The following is a 23,923-nucleotide window of genomic DNA, read 5'->3' as shown; positions in this document are numbered from 1 at the left end:
CCACAAAATTTGCACAACACTGCCTGTAATACTTCTATTGTCAGAGACGATTATGACCGTGACTCGCCCACGCGCCGAACGGGGCGCTTTCCCCCCAGGAACTGAACATTACGGACGTTCATTATTGGGTGCGCCGCTGCTCTGGTTTCCCGCCCATGCCGCCAGCAGCGAAAGTGGTTTGATTCTTGCTGGTACCCACGGCGATGAGAATTCTTCCGTCGTCGCCCTCTCCTGCGCATTACGCACATTAACACCGTCTTTGCGCCGCCATCATGTGGTGCTCTGTGTGAATCCCGACGGTTGCCAGTTGGGTCTACGTGCCAATGCTAATGGTGTGGATTTAAACCGAAACTTTCCCGCGGCGAACTGGAAGGAAGGTGAAACGGTTTATCGCTGGAACAGTGCCGCCGAAGAGCGCGACGTTGTCTTGCTGACCGGAGATAAACCCGGCTCCGAACCTGAAACCCAAGCGTTATGCCAGCTCATTCACCGCATTCAGCCCGCCTGGGTCGTCTCGTTCCACGATCCGCTGGCGTGTATTGAAGATCCCAGACACAGCGAATTAGGTGAATGGCTGGCCCAGGCATTTGAATTGCCGCTGGTAACCAGCGTCGGCTACGACACCCCCGGATCCTTTGGCAGTTGGTGTGCAGACCTGAACTTGCACTGTATCACTGCTGAGTTTCCCCCCATCTCCGCCGATGAAGCCAGCGAAAAATATCTTTTTGCGATGGCGAATTTACTGCGCTGGCATCCTAAAGATGCAATTCGCCGGTCGTAAACTGAAGAGCCGGTTCCACATCCACCGCCAGCCAGGTCGGCCCGTCGAGATCGGCGAAGCTGACCTGCGGCGCCAGCGGTAATGCTGCGCTAATGGCGCGTGAGGTGCATAACATGCAGCCCAACATCAGGCTGAAACCTTGTGCACGCGCTTCTGTTGCCAGCGCCAACGCTTCCGTCAGGCCGCCGGTTTTATCAAGCTTGATATTAACCATCTCATAGCGCCCTTTCAGCGCCTTCAGGTTGCTGCGGGTATGACAACTTTCGTCCGCGCAAATAGGCAATGGATGGATAAAGTTCTCCAGCGCCGCATCGTCCTGAGCCGGGAGAGGTTGCTCCAGCATTGCGACGCCTAAATCGGCCAGCAACTGGCATCGAGCCGCCAGTCCTTCCGCACGCCAGGATTCATTAGCATCAACAATTAACGTCGCATCCGGCACTGCCGCGCGAATCGCCACCATCCGCTCGCTGATAAGATGATTATCCAGCTTCACTTTTAGCAGCTTAGCCCCAGCCTGCCATAGTGCTGCGGCACTGCCTGCCATCTGATCCGGCGTACCGATCACTACCGTCTGCGCAGTGGTGATCGTTTCAGGAAGAGAGATACCGGTAAGTACAGCCAGCGTCTGCTGCTGTTGTCTTGCGGCCAGATCCCACAGCGCACAATCCAGCGCATTACGCGCTGCACCGGCAGGCAGAACTTTTTGCAACTCTGCGCGCGTCAGCCCTTTTTCCAGTTGTGGGACCACGCTCATTATTTGCGCCATGACTGAGGCATCACTTTCGCCATAGCGCGGATAAGGCGTACATTCGCCCGTACCTTTGACGCCATCTTCTTCCAGTTCAACCACCACCACGCGCGCTTCACTGCGGCTTCCTCGCGCAATAACAAACGGGGTATGTAACGGCCAGGCTTCCTCAAATACCTTAACGGTTCTCATCTTTACTCCTTGTTGCCGCGGTGGTCTGCGGATTAAGCGCAAATAGCGATTGCTGTGTTATTGACAGTTAGCATAAACTAGGCGTGACGTTAACTATATGTAAACAGGAAAGATAATCATGTCACAAATCGTTCATTTCCAGGGCAACCCGGTTACAGTCGCCAATTCCATCCCGCAAGCGGGTAGCAAAGCGCAGACTTTTACTCTCGTGGCAAAAGATCTGTCTGACGTCACCCTCGGTCAGTTTGCGGGCAAACGCAAAGTGCTGAACATTTTCCCGAGCATTGATACCGGTGTTTGCGCCGCATCAGTACGTAAGTTTAACCAACTGGCAACCGAAATCGACAACACGGTTGTGCTGTGCATCTCCGCCGATCTGCCGTTTGCTCAGTCTCGTTTCTGCGGCGCGGAAGGTCTGAACAACGTTATCACTCTCTCCACTTTCCGTAACGCTGAATTCCTGCAAGCTTACGGCGTTGAGATCGCTGAAGGCCCACTGAAAGGTCTGGCAGCACGTGCGGTTGTGGTAATTGATGAAAATGATAATGTGATCTTCAGTCAGTTGGTCAATGAAATCACCACCGAGCCGGATTACGAAGCAGCTCTCGCGGTACTGAAAGCGTAAATTATTATGCCTGATGGTATTGCGCCATCAGGCATTTATCCCACTTATTCTTCGCTCTTCTTCTGACTCAATCCATATTCCCGCAGTTTATTGGCAATCGCGGTGTGTGAAACGCCCAAACGTTTTGCCAGTTTGCGCGTACTGGGGTAATTGCGATAAAGCTGGGTTAATACCGAACGTTCAAAACGGCTGGTGATTTCGTCCAACGAACCTTCCATTGCATCTTCACCAACGGCCACAGTTGCAGCGTCATAATCCGGCAGCAAAATATCCTGCGGACGCAGTTCATAACCTTCCAGTTGCGTCAGTGCGCGGTAAATGGCGTTTTTCAACTGCCGCACGTTACCCGGCCATGCATAACGTGTAAGCACGGTATTTAGATCTGCAGCTAATTTCGGACGCGGCACGCCCTGCTCGTCAGCAAATCGGGCAACAAATAGCTCGGTTAACGGCATGATGTCCTGCGGACAGTCCCGCAGCGGCGGCAGATTTAGCGTCAGCACGTTCAAACGATAATAGAGATCTTCGCGGAACATGCCTTTTTGCACCAGCTCGACCAGATTCTTCTGCGTCGCGCAAATTACCCGCACATCCACATGCACTTCGTGGTCTTCCCCAACGCGACGGAAAGTGCCATCGTTGAGAAAACGCAATAATTTTGCCTGCATTCGCGGCGACATCTCGCCAATCTCATCCAGCAAAACCGAGCCGCCGTTCGCCTGTTCGAAGAATCCTTTTTTCCCCTCTGGCGCATGCCCGAACAGTTCACTCTCTACAGCATCTTCTGGAATAGAAGCACAGTTCAGCGCCAGATAAGGTTTGCTCGCACGCGGGCTTGCCTGATGGCAAGCGTAAGCAAAGAGATCTTTACCCGTGCCGGTATCACCCGTGATCAGCAGCGGCGCGCTTAACATTGCTAACTTTTGCGCCTGCTCTACCGCATGCTTCATTTTAGGACTGATAGCGACAATCTGACTGAAAGCGCTGACATCCTGGGCAGCCACATTTTGCAACTGACGGCCCATACGGATTGTTGAGCGCAGCATCACTACCGCACCGGTCAGGACATGCTGGTCGTTTTCATCCTGAAGATAGACTGGCGTTATCTCCATCAGAAAATTTTGTCCATTAATCACTACATGTTCGTTATGTGAATCCTGCGGGTCGCTCTCAAGCCAACGTAAAAAATTAAATCCGTTAATCAATTGCGCAGCGGTATGATTGCGTAAGCGATCCAGTTTTTGCCCGAATAGCTGACAGCTCGCCGGGTTTGCCATGTCCACCTTGCTTTTCATATCGACAGAAAGCACGGGTTCAGGCAATGCTTCAAGCAATGCGCTCAACGCCTGATGTTCTCGCTCGGAAGGCATCCACGGCACAGTGCGCACATCGGTAACGCCCGCAATACGGCGTATTTCCGCCATCAAACTGCTGAAACTGTCAAAGTCCAGTTCGGCAAAATTCAGGTAAATCCGCCCGATTGGGTCAATCTCAATACCGCGTAAATCGATGCCTCTTAACACCAGTAGGTCGAGCAATTCGCGGGTCAGACCGAGTCGGTCTTCACAAAAGACTTCCAGACGCATGGGAACCTTCACATGAAAAAGAACAATAAATATGATGATATGACACTATTCGAGTGGCAGGAAGGTTTCTGTCAACAAACATTGACACAACGATGGATAAACGGGCACTTCGGCGTAAAGGTATCCGATCAGTGCCCGAAAGTGCACTATTTTTCGCCGGACGTTTTGCTCTTTTGTAACGTCTCTTTTACCTGACCGATGAGCTGACGACGGAAATCACCCAAACGTGGTTTGTCATTGTCAATCCACGGCAGCGGGCGGCAAAGTTCCATAGCTTTGATCCCCAGTCGTGCGGTCAGTAACCCGGCACCTATTCCCTGAGCGGCGCGAGTAGACAAGCGCGCGGCGAGATCCTGCGACATCCAGTCCATCCCCACTTCACGTACCAGTTCGCTGGCACCCGCGAAAGCGATATTCAGCAAGACCAGTTTAAACAGGCGCAGGCGGCTGTAATACCCCAGTTCAATGCCATACAGCGTGGCGATGCGATTAATCAGGCGCAAATTACGCCAGGCGATGAAGGCCATATCCACCAGCGCCAGCGGGCTGACCGCAATCATCAACGTCGACTCCGCCGCTGATCGGCTGATTTCGCGCCGCGCCTGGGCATCTAAAACCGGCTGGACCAGGTGAGCATACAAACTAACCACTTCACGATCGTTCTGCGTTTCATGGATTGAGGCATACCAGCGCTGCAGCGCCGGATGAGACTGATCAATACCCGCCTGCTGCGCCAGTTTTTCGCAAAATGCGCGGCCTTTACCCGTGCCGTGGCTGTGCAACAAATCGCGTGCTTCGTCGCGTTCGTGTGCACGCTGGCGCAAGCGCCATAAGCGCCGCCATTCTGTTACCACAGAACCCACGCCAGCGCCGATTATCAATGCCCCAGCGGCACAACCGCCCAGCGCCACCCAGTCCTGAGTTTGCCAGGCGTTCATCGTCCACTGCACACCCTGACCAACAACGCTTGCGCCAAACAGCGCCAGCCCGCCCATCACCATTTTGCGCCACAGACTGCGTTTCGGACGTAAAGCAGCGTCCATCACCGCTTCAACTTGCCCCTCTTCTTCCTGTGCTTCTTCGAGCGTTGCCGGGGCAAAATTTTGCGCCTGATTTTCGTCAAAGGTCTGCTGCGCCCTGAATTTTGGATTCTGATCGACCTCCAGCGGACCGTCGAAATCAATACGTGGTTTTAACGGTTCGGTCATCGCAATTTATCTCCTATTAAAAATTCCAGCGCAGCATCAAGACGAATATGCGGCAGCGGTTTGTCGACATCCATCACCTGCGGACGAAACGCCTCAAACTGGAAGCCTTGCTTATCCCAGAACGCCTGACTAGGCAAACGTGCGGGAACTTCGCCAGGATAAACAGTGAGCGGTGCGCCATCGCTGAGTCGATTACCGCGCAGCGCCGGGATTTTCTCACCGTTAACATCAATAATGCCGCTGGTGGTCGCCTGAACTGACGCCAGCCCCAGGCAGTCCATGCAGATCCCTTCGAACGCCGCATTTTGCCAGGCATCCTGAATCAGTTGTTGCAGTAATGAAACCATATTGGCGTGCTGATCGATGGTCACATGGTCCGCTTTAGTAGCAGCAAACAACAGTTTGTCGATTACCGGCGAGAACAAGCGCCGGAACAGGGTACGCTGCCCGTAGTGGAAACTTTGCATCAGCTGCGTCAGCGCCAGACGCATATCATTAAATGCCTGTGGCCCACTGTTGAGAGGTTGCAGGCAATCCACCAGCACAATCTGGCGGTCAAAGCGCAGAAAATGATTCTTATAGAACCCTTTCACCACCTTCTCACAGTAATAATTAAACCGCTCGCGCAGCATTCCGGCGTTGGTGTGTTTATCGGCCTGCGCCAGTTTGGACTCGCCCCAGGCATCGACATCAGGCCACGGGAAGAATTGCAGCGCGGGCGCTCCTGCCATATCGCCAGGCAAAACAAAGCGCCCTGGCTGAATAAAGTGCAGCCCCTGCTGTTTACACTGGTGGAGATAATCGGTCCACGCGGCGGCAATGTCTGCCAGTCGGTTTTCGTCGGCAGGCGCTAACGGATCCAGCCCTTCGCACATCATTCGCCATTTCGCCGACCATTCGCCGCGCTGACCATTGAGTAAGCCCGTCATCTGCCGCGACCAACTTAAGTAATCCTGCGCCAGCATCGGCAGGTCGAGCAGCCATTCGCCGGGATAATCCACAATCTCCAGATACAGCGTGGAGGTGTCTTTGAAGTGACGCAGCAGTGAATCATTCGATTTAAAACGTAGCGCCAGGCGGATTTCACTGACGCCGCGCGTTGGCGTCGGCCAGGCGGGAGGATCGCCATATAACTGCGCCAGCCCTTCATCATAGGTGAAGCGCGGAATACCAAAGTCACGCTGGGGAATGCGTTTTACGCCCAGCAGGCGCTCTTCACGCACCGCGCTTAATAGCGGCAAGCGTGCTCCGGCATGAATATTGAGCAACTGATTAACCATCGCGGTGATAAACGCTGTTTTGCCGCTGCGGCTAAGTCCGGTTACAGCGAGGCGCAGATGTCTGTCGACACCCCGATTCACCAGCGCATTAAGTTCATTTTTAAGTCGCTTCATTGCTGTCCTGTGCCAGAAAGCCGTAGAAAGGATTAGATACTGGAGATAATAATGTGGGTTAATTTTGATTTATCAAATGAATAAGCGGCGTTATTTACACCGCTCAGGCAATAATTTGTTAACCTTTGACCTTCGGCATTTCGATGTCTTTCAGTCCACCGACGTTCTCAACGTGGGTATATCCCATCTCGTTGAGGATCTCTTTTGCCTGCCCGGACTGGCGTCCGGCGTTGCAATACACTTTCACGGTGTCGTTTTTATCCGGAACGGCGGTGGCTATGCGCTCTTTCACTTCCTTTAGGGGAATATTGATGGCCCCCTGAACGTGCTCTTGCTGATACTGCTCTGGAACACGAACATCTATCCAGTGTTCAGCGGCGAAAACAGGCAGTGAAAACACCAGAGTCAGGGCAAGTAAGCCTTTTTTAAACATATAAGTATCCTTCTATGGATGAAAATTGCCATCCATTATACGCCTGAGATCTAACAATTTTTGCGGAACTCCCCTCACCTTTTATAACGCTGCGCCAGTTTATTGGCCGCCCGACTTAATAGCGGTTCCAGCGCCACAGCCAGCAACATTTTCAGCGGTCGGCGAGCAACTGATTTTATCGCCCAACCAGCCACACCCGCCGGGCCATAGCGCAGTGCGGTAAGAAGTACCAGCTTGCCTGCTAATTTGAAACCAGGCTTCATCTTTTGCCCGGCCTGTTGCCAGCGAGTATTCATAACTTTCCTCACAGTTGACGGAAACGGCTACGTAGCGTGAAGGTGTCGGAAGTGACATAACGTTCCATCTCGCGTAAACGCGTTTCACTGGCCGCCAGTTCACGGTCGACTTCATCCAGCAATTCGCTGCTGGAAGGTTGTTGTTTACCAAACGCCATGTTGTCAGGCATTGGATCAAGCGCAAATGACAAAATGATGTAAGCAACCAAGGTAAACAGCGCCAGGCCGAAGAAAATCGACAGCACCACCAGAATACGTACCAGTTTTACCGGTACATCAAAATAGTTAGCAATCCCGGCACAGACCCCGCGAACCATGCCCTGTTGTGGAATGCGCCATAATTTTTTATTGAGATTAATACCCGCCATTAGCGATCCCTCCAGTTCGGATGTTCAGCATCAAGAATGGATTCCAGCGCCTGAATACGCTCGCGCATCCGTTTTGCTTCATCAGCCAGTTGCGCTAATCGCTGTTGTTCGCTTTGCGAAAGCTCTCCACGACTGGAGCGGTTGCTGTAATGCAGCCATAACCAAATCGGTAAAACAAACAGCACAAAGATGGTTAACGGAATAGCCAGAAATAGCGCGCTCATAAGGACTCCTTAAGGGATGAGCGGCGGCGTGTTCGGACGCCGCCTGGATGTTATTATTGATTGTCTTGCTTCATTTTGGCTTTTAATTGTGCCAGTTGCTCGCTGATTGCATCATCAGCTTTCAGCTCGGCAAACTGATCATCCAGCGATTTTTGTTTGCCGAAACTGTGGCTTTCCGCTTCTGCTTCCATCTGGTCGATACGGCGCTCGAAAGATTCGAAACGGGCCATCGCTTCATCCAGTTTGCCACTGTCCAACTGACGACGCACATCGCGCGACGAGTTTGCCGCCTGATGGCGTAACATCAATGCCTGCTGGCGAGCGCGTGTTTCGCTCAATTTGTTTTCCAGTTCGCCAATCTCTTTCTTCATACGCACCAGCGTATCGTCCACCAGCGTCACTTCATGTTCCAGGGACTTAATCAGATCGGTCAGTTTCTGTTTTTCAATTAACGCCGCACGCGCCAGGTCTTCTCTATCTTTCAGCAGTGCCAGTTCGGCTTTTTCCTGCCACTCAACTTCACGCGCCGACGCTTGTTCAATACGGCGAGTCAGCTGTTTCTTTTCCGCCAGCGCACGTGCCGAAGTAGAACGCACTTCAACCAGCGTGTCTTCCATTTCCTGGATCATCAGACGCACCAGTTTCTGCGGATCTTCCGCTTTCTCTAACAGAGCGTTGATGTTGGCATTCACGATGTCGGCAAAGCGAGAAAAAATACCCATAATGTTGTCCTCTTGATTTCTTCGTTCAGGATTGTCCTGCTGAACTGTTAATACAATTTGCGTGCCAATTTTTTATCTTTTTGATTTATAAAGATCTGATTGAAGAATCAACAGCAACATGCCAGGATGAATTAGCGAATTACACTAACAAGTGGCGAATTTCATCATGGCAGAATACAAAGATAACTTACTCGGTGAGGCGAACAGCTTTCTCGAAGTTTTAGAGCAGGTTTCGCATCTCGCACCGCTGGACAAACCGGTGCTCATCATCGGCGAGCGCGGAACAGGTAAAGAGCTGATCGCCAGCCGTCTGCATTATCTCTCCTCTCGTTGGCAAGGGCCGTTTATTTCCCTTAACTGCGCGGCGTTAAATGAAAATCTGCTGGATTCCGAACTATTTGGTCACGAAGCGGGGGCGTTTACCGGTGCGCAAAAACGTCATCCAGGGAGATTTGAACGTGCCGACGGCGGTACGCTATTTCTTGATGAACTCGCTACAGCACCGATGATGGTGCAGGAAAAATTATTGCGCGTGATTGAGTATGGTGAACTGGAGCGCGTTGGCGGCAGCCAGCCATTGCAGGTGAATGTGCGGTTGGTATGCGCGACGAATGCCGATCTTCCGGCGATGGTCAATGAAGGTACTTTTCGCGCTGACCTGCTCGACCGGCTGGCTTTTGATGTTGTGCAACTGCCACCACTGCGCGAACGCGAAAGCGACATTATGTTGATGGCAGAACACTTTGCCATCCAGATGTGTCGGGAAATCAAACTGCCTCTGTTCCCGGGTTTTACCGAGCGCGCCAGAGAAACGTTGCTGAATTATCGCTGGCCGGGAAATATTCGTGAATTGAAAAACGTGGTGGAACGTTCGGTGTATCGCCACGGCACCAGCGATTATCCGCTTGATGACATCATTATTGATCCCTTTAAACGGAGTCCACCTGAAGAAGCCATCGCCGTTTCAGAAACCACCTCGCTTCCGACGCTGCCGCTGGATTTACGTGAGTTTCAGATGCAGCAGGAAAAAGAGTTGCTGCAACTCAGTTTGCAACAGGGGAAATATAACCAGAAACGCGCAGCTGAATTGCTGGGATTAACCTATCATCAGTTCCGCGCGTTGTTGAAAAAGCACCAGATTTAGCGAAGTTGGGCAATACAACTTTCCGGATACGGCGTGAACGCCTTATTCGGCCTACATAATCAATACGTCATTTGTAGGCCTGATAAGCGCGGCGCATCAGGCATTATTGCGTTGGCCTTCGTTTCTGCGTATTAATCTCTCAGCGCATCCTGCAAAATTTTCATTGCCGCATCGAATTGCGCATCCGGGATGGTCAGCGGATACAGGAAACGAATCACGTTGCCATATGCGCCACAGGTCAGCAGAAGCAGCCCCTGCGCCAGCGCACGTTGCTGAATTTTCTGCGCAATGGCGGCTGACGGTTCGCCCGTTTGCGGATCGTTAAATTCTGCCGCAATCATCGAGCCCAGACCACGTACCGCCGCGATCGCCGGAACGTTTTCTTTGGCCTCAATCAGCGTTTGTGTCAGGCGCTGGCCCAGTTGATTCGCGCGTTCGCAAAGGGATTCTTTGTCGATAATGTTGAGCACCGCGTGCGCGGCAGCCACCGCCAGCGGGTTCCCGGCGTAGGTACCGCCAAGCCCGCCCGGCGCGGGGGCGTCCATAATATTCGCGTTACCGACCACGCCTGAAAGCGGCATCCCGCCCGCCAGGCTTTTCGCCATCGTCATTAAATCCGGCTTATCGGCGTAATGATCCATGGCAAACAATTTACCTGTACGCGCAAAACCGCTTTGCACTTCATCGGCAATCATCACGATGCCGTGTTCGTCGCACAAGCGGCGAATGGCAGAAACCAGCTCTTTTGGCGCCACGTTGAAGCCGCCCTCGCCCTGCACCGGTTCGAAAATAATCGCCGCCACCTGCTTCGCTTCAATGTCCGATTTAAACAAGCGTTCGATGGCGTCAAGGGAATCTTGCGTCGAAATGCCATGCAGTTCTGACGGATACGGCACGTGATACACCGAACCGGGGAACGGGCCGAAGCCAATTTTGTACGGCGCGACCTTTCCAGTTAACGCCATGGTCATAAACGTACGACCGTGGTAGCCGCCGCTAAACGCAATCACGCCAGGGCGTCCGGTATGGGCGCGGGCGATTTTCACCGCGTTCTCAACCGCTTCTGCGCCGGTGGTGAAGAACGCGGTTTTAGCCTGCCCGCTCACCGGGGCCAGGGCGTTGATTTTCTCCGCCAGGGTGACGTAGCTTTCGTATGGCACGATCTGATACGCCGTGTGGGTAAACTGTTGCAGTTGCTGTTCCACTGCCGCCACCAGTTCAGGATGGCGATGCCCGGTGTTCAGCACCGCGATGCCTGCGGCGAAATCGATATATTCGTTGCCTTCAACATCCTTCAGCGTGGCATTTTCAGCCGACTGGGCGAAGAAGTTACACATCACGCCAACCCCGCGCGGAGTGGCAGAAAGACGACGCTGATGGAATTCATTGTTGCTCATGTTTCACACCTTTTGACTCTTCACGGTTAATCGGAAATTAAACGCCCAGACGATCGCGCAGGCTGTAATAAGCCGCGCCCATCGCGGTAAACGGCACGCGCAGCGTGCGCCCGCCGGGGAACGGGTAATGCGGGAGATTGGCGAAGGCGTCGAAACGCTCGGCGTCACCGCGCAGCAATTCGGCAATCAAACGCCCAGCGAGATGGGTACAGGTCACGCCGTGGCCGCTGTAGCCCTGCATGTAATAAATGTTGGTATCAAGGCGACCGAACTGCGGCATCCGTGAAAGGGTCAGCAGGAAGTTGCCCGTCCAGCGGTAATCAATTTTCACGCCCTTCAGCTGCGGGAAGGTTTTCAGCAGTTTCGGCACCACAAGACGCTCAACGTCATCCGGGTCGCGCGCGCCGTACACCACACCGCCGCCGTACAGCAGGCGGTTGTCGGCGGTAAGACGGTAGTAATCAAGCAGATAATTACAGTCTTCCACGCAGTAGTTTTTCGGGATCAGCGAACGGGCTAACTCATCGGAAAGCCGTTCGGTAGTGATCACCTGCGTGCCGCACGGCATACTGCGTTTCGCCAGTTCCGGCTCCACTTTATCGCCCAGGTACGCATTCCCGGCGACAATCACATACTTCGCCGTCACCTGGCCTTTGGCAGTGCGCACCACGGCGGGCGTAGTGTGCTGGATCTGCGTCACCGCAGAAAGCTCATACACACGCCCGCCGTTGAGACGAATGGCATCGGCTTCACCAATGGCGAGGTTCAGGGGGTGAATATGCCCGCCGCTGTGATCCAGCAGCGCGCCGGTATAGCGATCGCTGGCGACTTCACGACGAATGGCGTTGGCATCCAGCAGCTCCAGCTGTTTATTGCCGTAACGTTCCCAGTTCTCTTTCTGCTCTTCCAGAGTCGCGAGCTGTTTATCATTCATCGCCACAAACAGGCCGCCGGGGCGGTAGTCGCAGTCAATCTGATAACGTTTGATACGTTCGCGGATGATCTCACCACCCTCAAACATCATGCTGCCAAGCATACGGGCGGTGTCCATGCCGTAGCTTTTTTCGATAACGTCGATGTCGCGGCTGTAGGAGTTCACAAGCTGCCCGCCGTTGCGCCCGCTGGCGCCAAAGCCGATACGTGAGGCTTCGAGAACCACCACGTCAAAGCCCGCTTCTGCCAGATGCAGCGCGGAGGAAAGCCCGGTATAGCCGCCGCCGACCACGCAAACATCACAGGTGATTGACTCATTCAGTATGTCGAATGGCGCGTATTTATTCGCACTGGCGGCGTAGTAACTGCTGGTATGTTCGGTCATTTCAGGCCTCCAGGCTTATCCAGATGGTTTTAAGTTCGGTGAATTTTTCCAGCGCGTGCAGGGATTTGTCGCGACCATTGCCGCTCTGCTTATAGCCGCCAAACGGCACGGTCATATCGCCGTCGTTGTAGTTATTGACGAAGACGGAACCAGCTTTCAGGCGGCGGCTCATGCGGTGCGCACGGGAGAGATCGCGCGTCCATACCGCCGCGCCGAGCCCGTACTGGCTGTCGTTGGCAAGCTGTAGCGCCTGATCTTCTGATGTGAAACGCGTGACCACCAGCACCGGGCCGAAAATCTCTTCGCGACTTAAGGACGCATTCGGGTCCACATCCACAAAGATGGTCGGGCCGATGGCCGCTGCCAGTTCGGCGTTGCGTCCATCCAGCAGCAGTTGCCCTTTGCCTTCGCCTTCACGAATAAAGCTATGCACCGAGTCGGCGTGAGCGCTGTCGATTAAGGTGCCCATGGTGGTCGCGGGATCAAGCGGGTGGCCCGGCTGCCAGTTTTGCGCCTGCTGTTTTAACAGGGCTAAGAATTCATCGGCGATGCTCTCTTCCAGCAACAAACGCGTTCCGGCGATGCACACCTGGCCCTGGTTGTAGAAGATACCTGCGGCCGTTGCGCTCGCCGCTTTTTGCAAATCCGGGCAGTCGGCGAAAACGATGTTGGCGCTTTTGCCACCCGCTTCCAGCCAGACGCGTTTCATGTTGCTGTCGCCAGCATCTTTCAGCAGCTGTTTCCCGGTGCGGGTTGAACCAGTAAAGGCAATGGCGTCGATATCGTTATGACGAGACAGCGCCTGGCCCGCTTCATGACCAAACCCCGTCACCAAGTTCAGCACGCCATCCGGCAGACCTGCTTCTTTCGCCAGCCCCGCGAGACGAATCGCACTGAGCGGTGATTTTTCAGATGGTTTTAGAATCACGCTGTTCCCTGCCGCCAGCGCTGGGCCAAGCTTCCAGCAAGTCAGCAGCAGCGGAAAGTTCCACGGCACAATGGCGGCAATCACGCCGACCGGTTCACGCACGATCATCGCCAGCTCATGGCTACTGGTGGTCGCCACTTCGCCATACACTTTGTCGATCGCTTCGGCGTACCAGCGAATGGCGCGCGCCGCGCCGGGAATATCATCACGCAGGCTGTGACGAATCGGTTTGCCGGTGTCGAGAGTTTCCAGCAGTGCCAGCTCTTCGGCGTTGGCTTCCATTAAGTCGGCGAGTTTATTCAGCACCGCTTTACGTTTTGCCGGGGCGGCCTGCGACCAGTCGCCGCGTTCAAATACGCCGCGTGCTGCGCTCACCGCACGGTCGATATCGGCGCTCTTGCCGCGCGCGATATTCGCCAGCGGTGCCTGGGTGACCGGATCAACGGTTTCAAAGGTTTCATTTTCCGCCGCAGCGGTATATTCACCGTTAATAAATAAGCGGGTTTCAATGGCGAGACTTAACGCTTTATCCTGCCAGTAAGCCAGATGATGAAAATTCATTATGACTCCTGTTTCACGTCTATCAGATATATGCAGTTTGTGAACGTCAGGGCGCAGAGATCCCCAGGCGATGAGCCCGTTTATTTCTGGCGACATTCTTTATAGATTGCCTTTATAGCTAGCCGGGTGGCGTTTCGCTTACCCGGCCTACAAAAGCAAAAAGATTAAAACGTGGTGGGCGTATGGGCGCTGATAATTCGGCAAATGCCTGCCGACGTATTACTGAAACTGTGCGGGATGCCGGTATTAATGGCATAACTTTGCCCCGCGACGAGATGATAATCCTGACCATTAATGGTCAGAACAATTTCACCTTCCAGTACAGTGCCTATTTCCTCACCCTGATGCTTAATTCTTTCCCCAGTGGTTGTGCCCGGCTGGTACGTTTCAAAGATCATCGCCAGCGTGCGATTCGGGTTACCGTTATGCACCAGCTTCATCGACACACCCTGACTGCCCATTTCAATTAAGTCGTCCTGATTAATGACGACCTGCGGTTCATCAGGTTTTTCCGGCTCGGAAAAGAATTCCGAGAGTGACAGACCATACACCTTCAGCAGCTTTTGCAGCGTACTGATGGCAGGGCTGACTTTATCTTGTTCTATCGTACTGATAGCACTGTGAGTCAGCCCGGAGAGTTCGGCGGCACGACGTTGTGAAAGCCCCTGCTGCTGGCGGATTTCTGACAAGCGTTTTCCTGGCGCCAGTCCCTCATCACTCATATTTGCATTTCCTTAACTGTAGTGGTCAGAGTCGCTGTTTTTCAGCGATATGGTTCTGACAAGCGGTGATAAAGCCCTCGAACAATATACGCGAAAGCGCGTACTCGCTACTGTTCCATTCCGGGTGCCACTGTACGCCCAGCGCGAAAGGATGATTGATGACGCTCACCGCCTCAACCAGGCCATCCGGCGAGCGAGCTTCAACACGCAACTGCGGGCTAACGACCTTCGCCCCTTGTCCATGCAGAGAGTTTACCCAAAAGTTGCTACATTCAGGTAACAATGCAGACAGTAATCCCCCCTCTTCAACCTGAACTTCGTGCGACGGCGCATATTGCTGCTCCACCGGCAGTTCGGGATCTTCACGATGTTCCAACAATTCAGACTGTTCGCACAGTTTGCGATGCAACGACCCACCGGTTGCTACCACCAGTTCCTGTAACCCCCGGCAGATGGCGAAAATGGGGATGCGCCTTTCGAGTGCGGCATTAATTAACGCCATGCTCAGAAGATCACGCCCGGGATCGGCGTCAGGCTCATCGCCGTTTTCACCATATAGGTGCGGCTGCACATTGCTGGGACTACCTGGAAGATAAATGCCATCGAGTTTCGGCAGCAGTTCTTCAAGTAATGACGGTTCCGCCAGCGCATGTGGCAGCGCAATCGGTAAACCGCCCGCGTGGACGATGGCATTCAGGTACTTTTCTTGCAGAGTCTGGGTCGTATGACCCTTAAGCCTGTTCCTGCACATTACGACACCGATAACCGGATTGTTCATTATATTTTCCATGCTCAATCTCACAAAGTGGACTAAATTATCGCCATTACTGCGGTTTAAATGACCTTTATGTTCAATATTTTTTCAATCTAGCAGTCGGTTTTCATTTTTGCAAACTCAATTTAACATTTGACAAACATTTAGTTTGCATACAGATTCGAATGGTGGTCATTATATTTTACGCTTTGCTAACGAGCGGAAAACAAACCAAAGGCGAAGAATCATGGAAACCAATATCGTTGAAGTAGAGAACTTTGTTCAGCAGTCAGAAGAGAGGCGGGGTAGCGCCTTTACGCAGGAAGTGAAACGCTACCTGGAGCGCTACCCGAATACACAATATGTTGATGTTTTACTTACTGATTTGAATGGTTGTTTCCGTGGGAAACGCATTCCTGTTTCAAGTCTGAAGAAGCTGGAGAAAGGGTGTTATTTCCCGGCCTCGGTGTTTGCAATGGATATTCTGGGCAATGTAGTAGAAGAAGCGGGCCTGGGTCAGGAAATGGGTGAACCAGATCGTACTTGTGTGCCAATACTCGGTACCTTAACCCCTTCTGCCGCCGATCCAGAGTTTATCGGTCAGATACTCCTGACCATGGTCGATGAAGATGGCGCTCCCTTTGACGTTGAGCCGCGGAACGTACTTAACCGCCTGTGGCAGCAGCTACGCCAGCGCGGATTGTTCCCGGTTGTAGCGGTAGAGCTGGAGTTCTATTTACTGGATCGCCAGCGCGACGCTGAAGGGTATCTGCAACCGCCCTGCGCGCCCGGCACCGATGACCGCAATACACAAAGTCAGGTTTACTCGGTTGATAACCTCAACCACTTCGCCGATGTGCTCAATGATATTGATGAACTGGCGCAGTTACAGTTAATTCCCACCGACGGTGCGATCGCCGAAGCCTCGCCGGGTCAGTTTGAAATCAACCTTTACCATACCGATAACGTGCTGGAAGCCTGCGATGATGCGCTGGCGCTAAAACGCCTGGTGCGCCTGATGGCAGAAAAGCATAAGATGCACGCCACTTTTATGGCGAAGCCGTATGAAGAGCACGCGGGCAGCGGGATGCATATCCATATCAGTATGCAAAATAATCGTGGCGAGAACGTGCTTTCTGACGCAGAAGGCGAAGATTCGCCGCTGCTGAAAAAGATGCTCGCCGGGATGATCGACCTGATGCCGTCATCAATGGCACTGCTGGCGCCGAACGTGAATTCCTATCGCCGCTTCCAGCCAGGCATGTATGTGCCAACGCAGGCGTCGTGGGGCCATAACAACCGCACCGTCGCCCTGCGTATTCCGTGCGGCGATCGTCATAACCACCGCGTGGAATATCGCGTAGCAGGTGCCGATGCCAACCCATATCTGGTGATGGCAGCGATTTTTGCCGGTATTTTGCATGGCCTCGATAACGAACTGCCGTTGCAGGAAGAAGTAGAAGGCAACGGGCTGGAGCAGGAAGGCTTACCCTTCCCGATTCGCCAGAGCGATGCCCTGTGGGAGTTTATCGAGAACGATCATTTGCGCCGCTATTTAGGTGAGCGTTTTTGCCATGTGTATCACGCCTGTAAAAATGATGAGTTGTTGCAGTTTGAGCGCCTCATCACAGAAACAGAAATTGAGTGGATGTTGAAAAACGCATAGTACCCCTTGCGGGGTTGTTTCATCGGCCTGAGCGGAGCCAGGCCTGACATTTGCTGGTAATCCAGACATTTCCCGGATGTCGCGTTATGGAGCGCAGGCGGCAACGGGCTTCCGTTAACGATTAAGACTGTGACGAGGAAATGAGATGATGCCGATGATTAAATCCCCGCATGGCGAGGGAGGCTGCGTGTGCGCCCTCCCTGCGACTGACTGGACTCCGCCCCCTTTGCTTCCCTTGCTAAACAGGTTTGATTTCAGGTCGACACGACCGCAAACCTTATTACGCAGGGGAGGCAACAATTATGGCTATTAATTCACCACTGAATATTGCTGCGCAACCCGGCAAAACTAAACTGCGCAAGTCGCTGAAGTTGTGGCAGGTGGTGATGATGGGTCTGGCCTATCTCACGCCAATGACCGTGTTCGATACGTTTGGCATCGTTTCCGGTATTAGCAACGGTCACGTTCCGGCATCTTATTTGCTGGCGCTGGCAGGCGTGCTGTTTACCGCTATCAGCTACGGCAAACTGGTTCGCCAGTTCCCGGAGGCAGGTTCGGCCTATACCTACGCGCAAAAGTCGATTAACCCGCACGTCGGTTTTATGGTCGGCTGGTCATCGCTGCTGGATTACCTCTTTTTGCCGATGATCAACGTCTTGTTGGCGAAGATCTATCTCTCCGCCCTCTTCCCGGAAGTGCCACCGTGGGTGTGGGTGGTGACGTTCGTCGCCATCTTAACTGCCGCGAACCTGAAGAGCGTCAACCTGGTCGCCAACTTCAATACCCTGTTTGTGCTGGTGCAAATCTCCATCATGGTGGTGTTTATCTTCCTGGTGGTTCAGGGGCTGCATAAAGGAGAAGGCGTTGGCACCGTCTGGTCACTTCAGCCGTTTATCAGCGAGAACGCGCACTTGATCCCGATTATTACCGGGGCGACGATTGTCTGTTTCTCGTTCCTCGGTTTCGATGCGGTGACCACGCTTTCGGAAGAGACGCCGGACGCCGCACGCGTGATCCCGAAAGCCATCTTCCTGACGGCGGTCTACGGCGGCGTTATCTTTATTGCGGCGTCGTTCTTTATGCAGCTGTTCTTCCCAGATATCAGCCGCTTTAAAGACCCGGACGCCGCGCTGCCGGAAATTGCGCTGTACGTCGGCGGCAAGCTGTTCCAGTCGATTTTCCTCTGCACCACGTTTGTGAACACGTTAGCGTCTGGCCTGGCTTCACATGCCAGCGTGTCGCGTCTGCTGTATGTGATGGGGCGTGACAATGTGTTTCCGGAGCGCGTGTTTGGCTATGTGCATCCGAAATGGCGGACTCCGGCGCTGAACGTCATTATGGTCGGGATTGTCGCGATGTCGGCGCTGTTCTTCGATTTAGTTACCGCCACAGCGTTAATTAACTTCGGCGCGTTGGTAGCGTTTACCTTCGTTAACCTGTCGGTGTTCAACCACTTCTGGCGGCGCAAAGGAATGAATAAAAGCTGGAAGGAACACTTCCACTATTTATTAATGCCGCTGGTTGGCGCGCTGACGGTGGGCGTGCTGTGGATTAACCTCGAAGCCACCTCGCTGACGCTGGGTCTGGTATGGGCTTCGTTAGGCGGCGCATATTTGTGGTATCTGATCCGCCGCTATCGCAAAGTGCCGTTGTATGATGGTGACAGAACGCCGGTGAGCGAAACGTAATATCCAGGATGCACGGCGCATTATCCTGCCTGAGGGTAATGCGCCGCGCCATTAACTATAAAAAGATGTATGATCCGGATCACGAGTGCTATCATCCGCCCTTATGCTTAGCGCATTAACTCCAGGGGCAAACAATGAACCACGATATCCCATTAAAATATTTCGATATTGCCGATGAATACGCAACTGAATGCGCAGAACCTGTCGCAGACGCAGAACGCACACCGCTGGCCCATTACTTCCAGTTACTACTCACCCGTTTGATGAACAATGAAGAGATCAGCGAAGAAGCCCAGCATGACATGGCCGCTGAAGCGGGGATTAATCCCGCGCGCATTGATGAAATCGCAGAGTTTTTGAATCAATGGGGTAATGAATAATTATTTAATTGCAGACGCTCGGTAAGTATCGTTGCCCGGATAAATCGTTCACGGCGCATCCGGCTATAAATGACACGCACCGCAGCCTGCTTTAATGGGTTTCTCACGATCGTCCCGCTCTGCTCTTCGCTAAGTTGTTCTGTGAGTTATAGTTATAGAGAAATCACGGGTACGAATGTTGAACAGATGGCGACGCTACCTGTTCAACGACCAACCACACGGCCCTCATTACGACCCCTGAACACAAACGGTAATGGCAAATGTCATTAAATATTAGTAAGATAGCCTCTTTACATAAAATCCCTTAATATTATGCGCCAGGTATTATCGTCTCTTTTGGTGATTGCTGGACTTGTGAGTGGTCAGGCAATAGCCGCGCCTGAATCCCCCCCGCATGCTGATATCCGCGACAGCGGTTTTGTCTATTGCGTCAGCGGGCAAGTCAACACCTTTAACCCATCCAAAGCGAGCAGTGGGTTAATTGTCGATACCCTTGCCGCCCAGTTTTATGATCGACTGCTGGATGTCGATCCGTATACCTATCGCCTGATGCCAGAACTTGCCGAAAGCTGGGAAGTGCTCGACAACGGCGCAACCTATCGCTTCCACCTGCGTCGCGATGTCCCGTTTCAAAAAACCGCCTGGTTTACTCCCACTCGCAAAATGAATGCCGATGATGTGGTGTTTACCTTCCAACGGATTTTTGACCGCAATAATCCGTGGCATAACGTCAACGGCAGTAACTTCCCCTATTTCGACAGTCTGCAATTTGCCGATAACGTTAAAAGTGTCCGCAAGCTGGATAATCACACCGTTGAGTTCCGTCTCGCCCAGCCGGATGCATCCTTCTTATGGCACCTGGCGACCCACTATGCGTCGGTAATGTCTGCCGAATACGCCCAGAAATTAGAGAAAGAAGATCGCCAGGAACAACTCGACCGTCAGCCGGTCGGTACCGGGCCGTATCAATTGTCGGAATACCGCGCCGGGCAATATATTCGCTTACAACGTCATGATGAGTTCTGGCGTGGCAAACCGTTGATGCCGCAGGTGGTGGTGGATTTAGGCTCCGGCGGCACCGGACGTTTGTCGAAACTCCTGACCGGTGAATGCGACGTTCTGGCCTGGCCTGCCGCCAGCCAGTTATCCATTTTGCGCGACGACCCGCGTTTGCGTTTAACGCTGCGCCCGGGGATGAACGTCGCCTATCTGGCGTTTAACACCGCCAAACCGCCGCTAAATAATCCGGCTGTCCGCCATGCGCTGGCGTTGGCTATCAATAACCAGCGCCTGATGCAATCCATCTATTATGGTACGGCTGAAACTGCGGCCTCTATTTTACCGCGCGCCTCGTGGGCTTATGACAACGAGGCTAAAATTACTGAATACAACCCAGCGAAATCGCGCGAACAACTGAAAGCGTTGGGGCTGGAAAACTTAACGCTGAAACTGTGGGTACCGACACGATCGCAGGCATGGAACCCCAGTCCGCTGAAAACTGCCGAACTGATTCAGGCGGATATGGCGCAGGTTGGCGTGAAAGTGGTGATTGTGCCGGTAGAAGGTCGTTTTCAGGAGGCGCGGTTGATGGATATGAGCCATGATCTGACGTTATCTGGTTGGGCGACGGACAGTAACGACCCGGACAGTTTCTTCCGTCCGTTACTGAGCTGCGCGGCTATTCACTCGCAAACCAACCTTGCCCACTGGTGCGATCCGAAATTCGACAGCGTGTTGCGTAATGCCCTCTCCTCGCAGCAACTGGCGGCGCGTATTGAAGCTTATGATGAAGCGCAAAGCATTCTGGCGCAGGAACTGCCCATTCTGCCGCTGGCCTCATCACTGCGCTTGCAGGCCTACCGTTACGATATTAAAGGTCTGGTACTGAGCCCGTTCGGTAACGCCTCCTTCGCGGGGGTGTATCGCGAGAAGCAAGAAGAGGTGAAAAAACCATGATTATCTTCACCTTACGTCGTATTTTGTTATTAATCGTCACCTTATTCCTGCTGACCTTTGTTGGCTTCAGTTTGAGCTATTTCACGCCACACGCGCCGTTACAAGGCGCTTCACTGTGGAATGCCTGGGTGTTCTGGTTTAATGGACTGATCCACTGGGATTTTGGTGTTTCCAGCATTAACGGCCAGCCTATTGCCGAACAGTTAAAAGAAGTCTTTCCGGCAACGATGGAGTTGTGCATCCTCGCCTTCGGTTTTGCGCTGATTGTCGGGATCCCGGTGGGCATGATTGCCGGGATTACACGCCATAAGTGGCAGGATAACTTGATCAACGCCATCGCCTTGCTGGGCTTTTCCATCCCAGTGTTCTGGCTGGCGCTTCTGTTGACGCTGTTTTGTTCACTCACGCTAGGTTGGCTGCCCGTTTCAGGGCGTTTCGATCTGCTCTATGAAGTGAAACCGATTACCGGCTTTGCGTTAATTGATGCCTGGCTTTCGGACTCACCGTGGCGGGACGAAATGATCATGAGCGCACTTCGCCATATGGTGCTACCGGTGATTACCCTGTCGGTTGCGCCAACAACTGAAGTGATCCGATTGATGCGTATCAGCACCATCGAAGTCTATGACCAGAACTATGTGAAAGCGGCGGCGACTCGCGGTTTGTCGCGCTTTACTATTTTGCGTCGCCACGTGCTGCATAACGCGTTACCTCCGGTTATTCCTCGCCTGGGCTTGCAGTTTTCCACCATGCTGACGCTGGCGATGATCACCGAAATGGTTTTTAGCTGGCCGGGTTTAGGGCGCTGGTTAATTAACGCCATCCGCCAGCAGGATTACGCAGCCATTTCCGCCGGAGTGATGGTGTGTGGTTCATTGGTCATTATTATTAACGTGATATCTGATATTTTGGGTGCCATGGCTAACCCTCTGAAACATAAGGAATGGTATGCCTTACGATAGCGTATACAGCGAGAAGCGCCCGCCGGGCACGCTGCGTACTGCCTGGCGCAAATTCTATGGAGACGCCGCTGCGATGGTCGGCCTGTACGGCTGCGCGGGGCTGGCGGTGCTGTGTATTTTTGGTAGCTGGTTTGCGCCTTACGGCATCGACCAGCAATTTCTTGGTTATCAATTGTTGCCGCCGTCATGGTCACGCTATGGCGAAGTCTCGTTCTTCCTTGGGACCGACGACCTGGGGCGCGACGTTTTAAGCCGTTTATTGAGTGGCGCAGCACCTACCGTGGGGGGCGCATTTGTGGTGACGCTCGCCGCGACGATTTGTGGTCTGGTACTTGGCACCTTCGCCGGTGCAACGCACGGTCTGCGGTCAGCGGTGCTAAACCATATTCTGGATACTTTGCTGGCGATTCCGTCCCTGCTGTTGGCGATTATCGTAGTAGCATTTGCCGGACCGAGTTTATCGCACGCCATGTTTGCCGTCTGGTTGGCACTGCTGCCGCGTATGGTACGTTCGATTTACAGCATGGTTCATGACGAACTGGAAAAAGAGTACGTTATCGCCGCCCGTCTGGATGGCGCAACGACGCTGAATATTCTCTGGTTTGCGGTGATGCCTAACATCACCGCCGGACTGGTCACCGAGATCACTCGCGCATTGTCGATGGCAATTCTCGATATCGCCGCGCTGGGCTTTCTTGACCTCGGCGCACAACTGCCCTCGCCTGAATGGGGCGCGATGCTTGGTGACGCGCTGGAACTGATTTATGTCGCCCCGTGGACCGTAATGCTGCCAGGTGCGGCAATTATGATTAGCGTGTTGTTGGTTAACCTCCTTGGCGATGGCGTTCGTCGTGCGATTATTGCGGGGGTGGAATAATGCCATTATTGGATATTCGTAACCTGACTATTGAATTTAAAACCGGTGATGAATGGGTTAAAGCCGTCGACCGCGTGAGTATGACCTTAACCGAAGGTGAAATTCGCGGTCTTGTTGGCGAATCCGGCTCCGGCAAAAGTTTGATTGCGAAAGCGATTTGTGGGGTGAATAAAGATAACTGGCGTGTTACCGCTGACCGAATGCGTTTTGATGATATCGATTTGCTGCGTCTCTCCGCACGCGAACGGCGCAAACTGGTTGGACACAACGTGTCGATGATTTTCCAGGAACCGCAATCGTGTCTTGATCCATCGGAACGTGTGGGTCGCCAGTTGATGCAAAACATCCCGGCCTGGACCTATAAAGGCCGTTGGTGGCAGCGTTTTGGCTGGCGCAAACGCCGCGCCATTGAGTTGCTACACCGCGTGGGGATTAAAGATCATAAAGATGCGATGCGCAGTTTCCCTTACGAGTTGACTGAAGGTGAATGCCAGAAAGTGATGATTGCCATCGCACTGGCGAATCAACCGCGTCTACTGATTGCCGACGAACCGACCAACTCGATGGAGCCAACAACGCAGGCGCAAATTTTCCGCCTGTTGACGCGTCTCAACCAAAACAGCAACACCACTATTTTGCTTATCAGCCATGACTTACAAATGCTTAGCCAATGGGCGGATAAAATCAACGTGCTTTATTGTGGCCAGACAGTGGAATCCGCGCCAAGTAAGGAGCTGGTGACAATGCCGCATCATCCTTACACCCAGGCGCTGATACGCGCGATACCGGACTTTGGCAGTGCGATGCCGCATAAAAGCCGCCTCAATACCCTGCCGGGCGCAATCCCGCTGCTGGAACAATTACCGATTGGTTGTCGTCTGGGACCGCGTTGCCCTTATGCACAACGAGAATGCATTGTAACGCCGCGTCTGACGGGAGCGAAAAATCATCTCTATGCCTGTCATTTCCCGCTGAACATGGAGAAAGAGTGAG

Annotated in this window: 25 protein-coding genes; 11 read left to right on the top strand and 14 right to left on the bottom strand. The window is 53.2% G+C overall.

Annotated elements, in window-relative coordinates; genetic code table 11:
• The first annotated feature begins 52 nt into the window (after positions 1-52).
• Positions 53-781, top strand: a complete 729-nt coding sequence (gene mpaA, locus FEK46_RS17940; protein WP_064527321.1) for a murein tripeptide amidase MpaA — start codon at positions 53-55, stop codon at positions 779-781.
• On the opposite strand, the gene ycjG is transcribed toward mpaA, so the two are convergent.
• Positions 756-1,721, bottom strand: a complete 966-nt coding sequence (gene ycjG, locus FEK46_RS17935; protein WP_130208785.1) for an L-Ala-D/L-Glu epimerase — start codon at positions 1,719-1,721, stop codon at positions 756-758. The genes mpaA and ycjG overlap by 26 nt on opposite strands.
• A gap of 118 nt (positions 1,722-1,839) precedes the next feature.
• Here ycjG and tpx point away from each other — a divergent pair, with 118 nt between their 5' ends.
• Positions 1,840-2,346: a thiol peroxidase gene (gene tpx / locus FEK46_RS17930; RefSeq protein ID WP_064527317.1), complete on the top strand. Its 507-nt coding sequence runs from the start codon at positions 1,840-1,842 to the stop codon at positions 2,344-2,346.
• Between the two features lie 44 nt (positions 2,347-2,390).
• Here tpx and tyrR read toward each other — a convergent pair whose 3' ends face one another.
• The 8 genes from tyrR to pspA all read right to left on the bottom strand — a co-directional run bounded on the left by tyrR (position 2,391) and on the right by pspA (position 8,577).
• Positions 2,391-3,932, bottom strand: a complete 1,542-nt coding sequence (gene tyrR, locus FEK46_RS17925) for a transcriptional regulator TyrR (RefSeq protein WP_130208787.1) — start codon at positions 3,930-3,932, stop codon at positions 2,391-2,393.
• A gap of 146 nt (positions 3,933-4,078) precedes the next feature.
• Positions 4,079-5,140: a YcjF family protein gene (locus tag FEK46_RS17920; protein ID WP_130208789.1), complete on the bottom strand. Its 1,062-nt coding sequence runs from the start codon at positions 5,138-5,140 to the stop codon at positions 4,079-4,081.
• Entirely contained in the window at positions 5,137-6,534 is a 1,398-nt protein-coding gene (locus FEK46_RS17915) for a YcjX family protein (protein WP_131161813.1), read from the bottom strand. Before FEK46_RS17915 ends, FEK46_RS17920 begins: the two co-directional genes overlap by 4 nt.
• 118 nt (positions 6,535-6,652) lie before the next feature.
• The gene (pspE, locus tag FEK46_RS17910; protein ID WP_064527288.1) at positions 6,653-6,967 is read right to left on the bottom strand and encodes a thiosulfate sulfurtransferase PspE; all 315 of its coding nucleotides are present in this window, start codon (positions 6,965-6,967) and stop codon (positions 6,653-6,655) included.
• A gap of 74 nt (positions 6,968-7,041) precedes the next feature.
• The gene (gene pspD / locus FEK46_RS17905) at positions 7,042-7,263 is read right to left on the bottom strand and encodes a phage shock protein PspD (RefSeq protein WP_096839698.1); all 222 of its coding nucleotides are present in this window, start codon (positions 7,261-7,263) and stop codon (positions 7,042-7,044) included.
• Positions 7,264-7,271: 8 nt separating this feature from the next.
• Positions 7,272-7,631 carry an envelope stress response membrane protein PspC gene (pspC, locus tag FEK46_RS17900; protein ID WP_130222740.1) on the bottom strand — a complete coding sequence of 120 codons (360 nt, stop codon included), beginning with the start codon at positions 7,629-7,631 and terminating at the stop codon, positions 7,272-7,274.
• Positions 7,631-7,855: an envelope stress response membrane protein PspB gene (gene pspB, locus FEK46_RS17895; RefSeq protein WP_001274965.1), complete on the bottom strand. Its 225-nt coding sequence runs from the start codon at positions 7,853-7,855 to the stop codon at positions 7,631-7,633. Before pspB ends, pspC begins: the two co-directional genes overlap by 1 nt.
• A 53-nt stretch (positions 7,856-7,908) precedes the next feature.
• Complete coding sequence (gene pspA / locus FEK46_RS17890) at positions 7,909-8,577, bottom strand: phage shock protein PspA (RefSeq protein WP_000511019.1); 669 nt, start codon at positions 8,575-8,577, stop codon at positions 7,909-7,911.
• A gap of 166 nt (positions 8,578-8,743) precedes the next feature.
• Here pspA and pspF point away from each other — a divergent pair, with 166 nt between their 5' ends.
• A complete protein-coding gene (pspF, locus tag FEK46_RS17885; RefSeq protein WP_135492401.1) occupies positions 8,744-9,721 on the top strand; it encodes a phage shock protein operon transcriptional activator in 978 nt (325 codons plus the stop codon).
• A 131-nt stretch (positions 9,722-9,852) separates the two neighbouring features.
• Here the strand turns inward: pspF and puuE are convergent, their stop codons facing one another.
• From puuE to puuD, 5 genes are all read right to left on the bottom strand, one after another.
• Positions 9,853-11,118, bottom strand: a complete 1,266-nt coding sequence (gene puuE / locus FEK46_RS17880; protein ID WP_135559617.1) for a 4-aminobutyrate transaminase — start codon at positions 11,116-11,118, stop codon at positions 9,853-9,855.
• Between the two features lie 37 nt (positions 11,119-11,155).
• Entirely contained in the window at positions 11,156-12,436 is a 1,281-nt protein-coding gene (puuB, locus tag FEK46_RS17875; RefSeq protein WP_130208799.1) for a gamma-glutamylputrescine oxidase, read from the bottom strand.
• 1 nt (position 12,437) lies between these two features.
• Positions 12,438-13,925 carry an aldehyde dehydrogenase PuuC gene (gene puuC / locus FEK46_RS17870; RefSeq protein ID WP_130208801.1) on the bottom strand — a complete coding sequence of 496 codons (1,488 nt, stop codon included), beginning with the start codon at positions 13,923-13,925 and terminating at the stop codon, positions 12,438-12,440.
• A 164-nt stretch (positions 13,926-14,089) separates the two neighbouring features.
• Entirely contained in the window at positions 14,090-14,647 is a 558-nt protein-coding gene (puuR, locus tag FEK46_RS17865; RefSeq protein WP_001278727.1) for an HTH-type transcriptional regulator PuuR, read from the bottom strand.
• A gap of 25 nt (positions 14,648-14,672) precedes the next feature.
• Positions 14,673-15,437, bottom strand: a complete 765-nt coding sequence (gene puuD / locus FEK46_RS17860; RefSeq protein WP_130208803.1) for a gamma-glutamyl-gamma-aminobutyrate hydrolase — start codon at positions 15,435-15,437, stop codon at positions 14,673-14,675.
• Between the two features lie 211 nt (positions 15,438-15,648).
• On the opposite strand from puuD, the gene puuA reads away from it, so the two are divergent.
• The 8 genes from puuA (at position 15,649) to sapD (ending at position 23,922) form a co-directional block, all read left to right on the top strand.
• Positions 15,649-17,067: a glutamate-putrescine ligase gene (gene puuA / locus FEK46_RS17855; protein WP_135559618.1), complete on the top strand. Its 1,419-nt coding sequence runs from the start codon at positions 15,649-15,651 to the stop codon at positions 17,065-17,067.
• Between the two features lie 148 nt (positions 17,068-17,215).
• On the top strand, positions 17,216-17,380 hold the full coding sequence (locus FEK46_RS17850) for a hypothetical protein (protein WP_130208911.1): 165 nt from the start codon (positions 17,216-17,218) through the stop codon (positions 17,378-17,380).
• Entirely contained in the window at positions 17,370-18,755 is a 1,386-nt protein-coding gene (puuP, locus tag FEK46_RS17845; protein WP_131161809.1) for a putrescine/proton symporter PuuP, read from the top strand. Before FEK46_RS17850 ends, puuP begins: the two co-directional genes overlap by 11 nt.
• 134 nt (positions 18,756-18,889) lie before the next feature.
• Positions 18,890-19,135 carry a YmjA family protein gene (locus FEK46_RS17840; RefSeq protein ID WP_130208809.1) on the top strand — a complete coding sequence of 82 codons (246 nt, stop codon included), beginning with the start codon at positions 18,890-18,892 and terminating at the stop codon, positions 19,133-19,135.
• Between the two features lie 312 nt (positions 19,136-19,447).
• Positions 19,448-21,091 carry an ABC transporter substrate-binding protein SapA gene (gene sapA / locus FEK46_RS17835; RefSeq protein WP_130208811.1) on the top strand — a complete coding sequence of 548 codons (1,644 nt, stop codon included), beginning with the start codon at positions 19,448-19,450 and terminating at the stop codon, positions 21,089-21,091.
• Positions 21,088-22,053, top strand: coding sequence for a putrescine export ABC transporter permease SapB (sapB, locus tag FEK46_RS17830; RefSeq protein ID WP_064527260.1), 966 nt, complete (start codon positions 21,088-21,090; stop codon positions 22,051-22,053). The genes sapA and sapB overlap by 4 nt, the downstream gene beginning before the upstream one ends.
• Complete coding sequence (gene sapC / locus FEK46_RS17825) at positions 22,040-22,930, top strand: peptide ABC transporter permease SapC (RefSeq protein ID WP_130208813.1); 891 nt, start codon at positions 22,040-22,042, stop codon at positions 22,928-22,930. Before sapB ends, sapC begins: the two co-directional genes overlap by 14 nt.
• Positions 22,930-23,922: a peptide ABC transporter ATP-binding protein SapD gene (sapD, locus tag FEK46_RS17820; protein WP_001128856.1), complete on the top strand. Its 993-nt coding sequence runs from the start codon at positions 22,930-22,932 to the stop codon at positions 23,920-23,922. The genes sapC and sapD overlap by 1 nt, the downstream gene beginning before the upstream one ends.
• The last annotated feature ends 1 nt before the right edge of the window (position 23,923 follow it).

Source organism: Escherichia sp. E4736, from assembly GCF_005781225.1.
Taxonomy (GTDB): domain Bacteria; phylum Pseudomonadota; class Gammaproteobacteria; order Enterobacterales; family Enterobacteriaceae; genus Escherichia.
Note: the sequence above shows the minus strand (reverse complement) of the source record. Positions and strands in the feature narration are given on the sequence as shown.

Excerpts from the sequence above, each read along its gene's own strand:
- mpaA (WP_064527321.1), top strand. The coding sequence starts at position 53 with ATGACCGTGACTCGCCCACGCGCCGAACGGGGCGCTTTCCCCCCAGGA.
- ycjG (WP_130208785.1), bottom strand. The coding sequence starts at position 1,721 with ATGAGAACCGTTAAGGTATTTGAGGAAGCCTGGCCGTTACATACCCCG.
- tpx (WP_064527317.1), top strand. The coding sequence starts at position 1,840 with ATGTCACAAATCGTTCATTTCCAGGGCAACCCGGTTACAGTCGCCAAT.
- tyrR (WP_130208787.1), bottom strand. The coding sequence starts at position 3,932 with ATGCGTCTGGAAGTCTTTTGTGAAGACCGACTCGGTCTGACCCGCGAA.
- FEK46_RS17920 (WP_130208789.1), bottom strand. The coding sequence starts at position 5,140 with ATGACCGAACCGTTAAAACCACGTATTGATTTCGACGGTCCGCTGGAG.
- FEK46_RS17915 (WP_131161813.1), bottom strand. The coding sequence starts at position 6,534 with ATGAAGCGACTTAAAAATGAACTTAATGCGCTGGTGAATCGGGGTGTC.
- pspE (WP_064527288.1), bottom strand. The coding sequence starts at position 6,967 with ATGTTTAAAAAAGGCTTACTTGCCCTGACTCTGGTGTTTTCACTGCCT.
- pspD (WP_096839698.1), bottom strand. The coding sequence starts at position 7,263 with ATGAATACTCGCTGGCAACAGGCCGGGCAAAAGATGAAGCCTGGTTTC.
- pspC (WP_130222740.1), bottom strand. The coding sequence starts at position 7,631 with ATGGCGGGTATTAATCTCAATAAAAAATTATGGCGCATTCCACAACAG.
- pspB (WP_001274965.1), bottom strand. The coding sequence starts at position 7,855 with ATGAGCGCGCTATTTCTGGCTATTCCGTTAACCATCTTTGTGCTGTTT.
- pspA (WP_000511019.1), bottom strand. The coding sequence starts at position 8,577 with ATGGGTATTTTTTCTCGCTTTGCCGACATCGTGAATGCCAACATCAAC.
- pspF (WP_135492401.1), top strand. The coding sequence starts at position 8,744 with ATGGCAGAATACAAAGATAACTTACTCGGTGAGGCGAACAGCTTTCTC.
- puuE (WP_135559617.1), bottom strand. The coding sequence starts at position 11,118 with ATGAGCAACAATGAATTCCATCAGCGTCGTCTTTCTGCCACTCCGCGC.
- puuB (WP_130208799.1), bottom strand. The coding sequence starts at position 12,436 with ATGACCGAACATACCAGCAGTTACTACGCCGCCAGTGCGAATAAATAC.
- puuC (WP_130208801.1), bottom strand. The coding sequence starts at position 13,925 with ATGAATTTTCATCATCTGGCTTACTGGCAGGATAAAGCGTTAAGTCTC.
- puuR (WP_001278727.1), bottom strand. The coding sequence starts at position 14,647 with ATGAGTGATGAGGGACTGGCGCCAGGAAAACGCTTGTCAGAAATCCGC.
- puuD (WP_130208803.1), bottom strand. The coding sequence starts at position 15,437 with ATGGAAAATATAATGAACAATCCGGTTATCGGTGTCGTAATGTGCAGG.
- puuA (WP_135559618.1), top strand. The coding sequence starts at position 15,649 with ATGGAAACCAATATCGTTGAAGTAGAGAACTTTGTTCAGCAGTCAGAA.
- FEK46_RS17850 (WP_130208911.1), top strand. The coding sequence starts at position 17,216 with ATGCCGATGATTAAATCCCCGCATGGCGAGGGAGGCTGCGTGTGCGCC.
- puuP (WP_131161809.1), top strand. The coding sequence starts at position 17,370 with ATGGCTATTAATTCACCACTGAATATTGCTGCGCAACCCGGCAAAACT.
- FEK46_RS17840 (WP_130208809.1), top strand. The coding sequence starts at position 18,890 with ATGAACCACGATATCCCATTAAAATATTTCGATATTGCCGATGAATAC.
- sapA (WP_130208811.1), top strand. The coding sequence starts at position 19,448 with ATGCGCCAGGTATTATCGTCTCTTTTGGTGATTGCTGGACTTGTGAGT.
- sapB (WP_064527260.1), top strand. The coding sequence starts at position 21,088 with ATGATTATCTTCACCTTACGTCGTATTTTGTTATTAATCGTCACCTTA.
- sapC (WP_130208813.1), top strand. The coding sequence starts at position 22,040 with ATGCCTTACGATAGCGTATACAGCGAGAAGCGCCCGCCGGGCACGCTG.
- sapD (WP_001128856.1), top strand. The coding sequence starts at position 22,930 with ATGCCATTATTGGATATTCGTAACCTGACTATTGAATTTAAAACCGGT.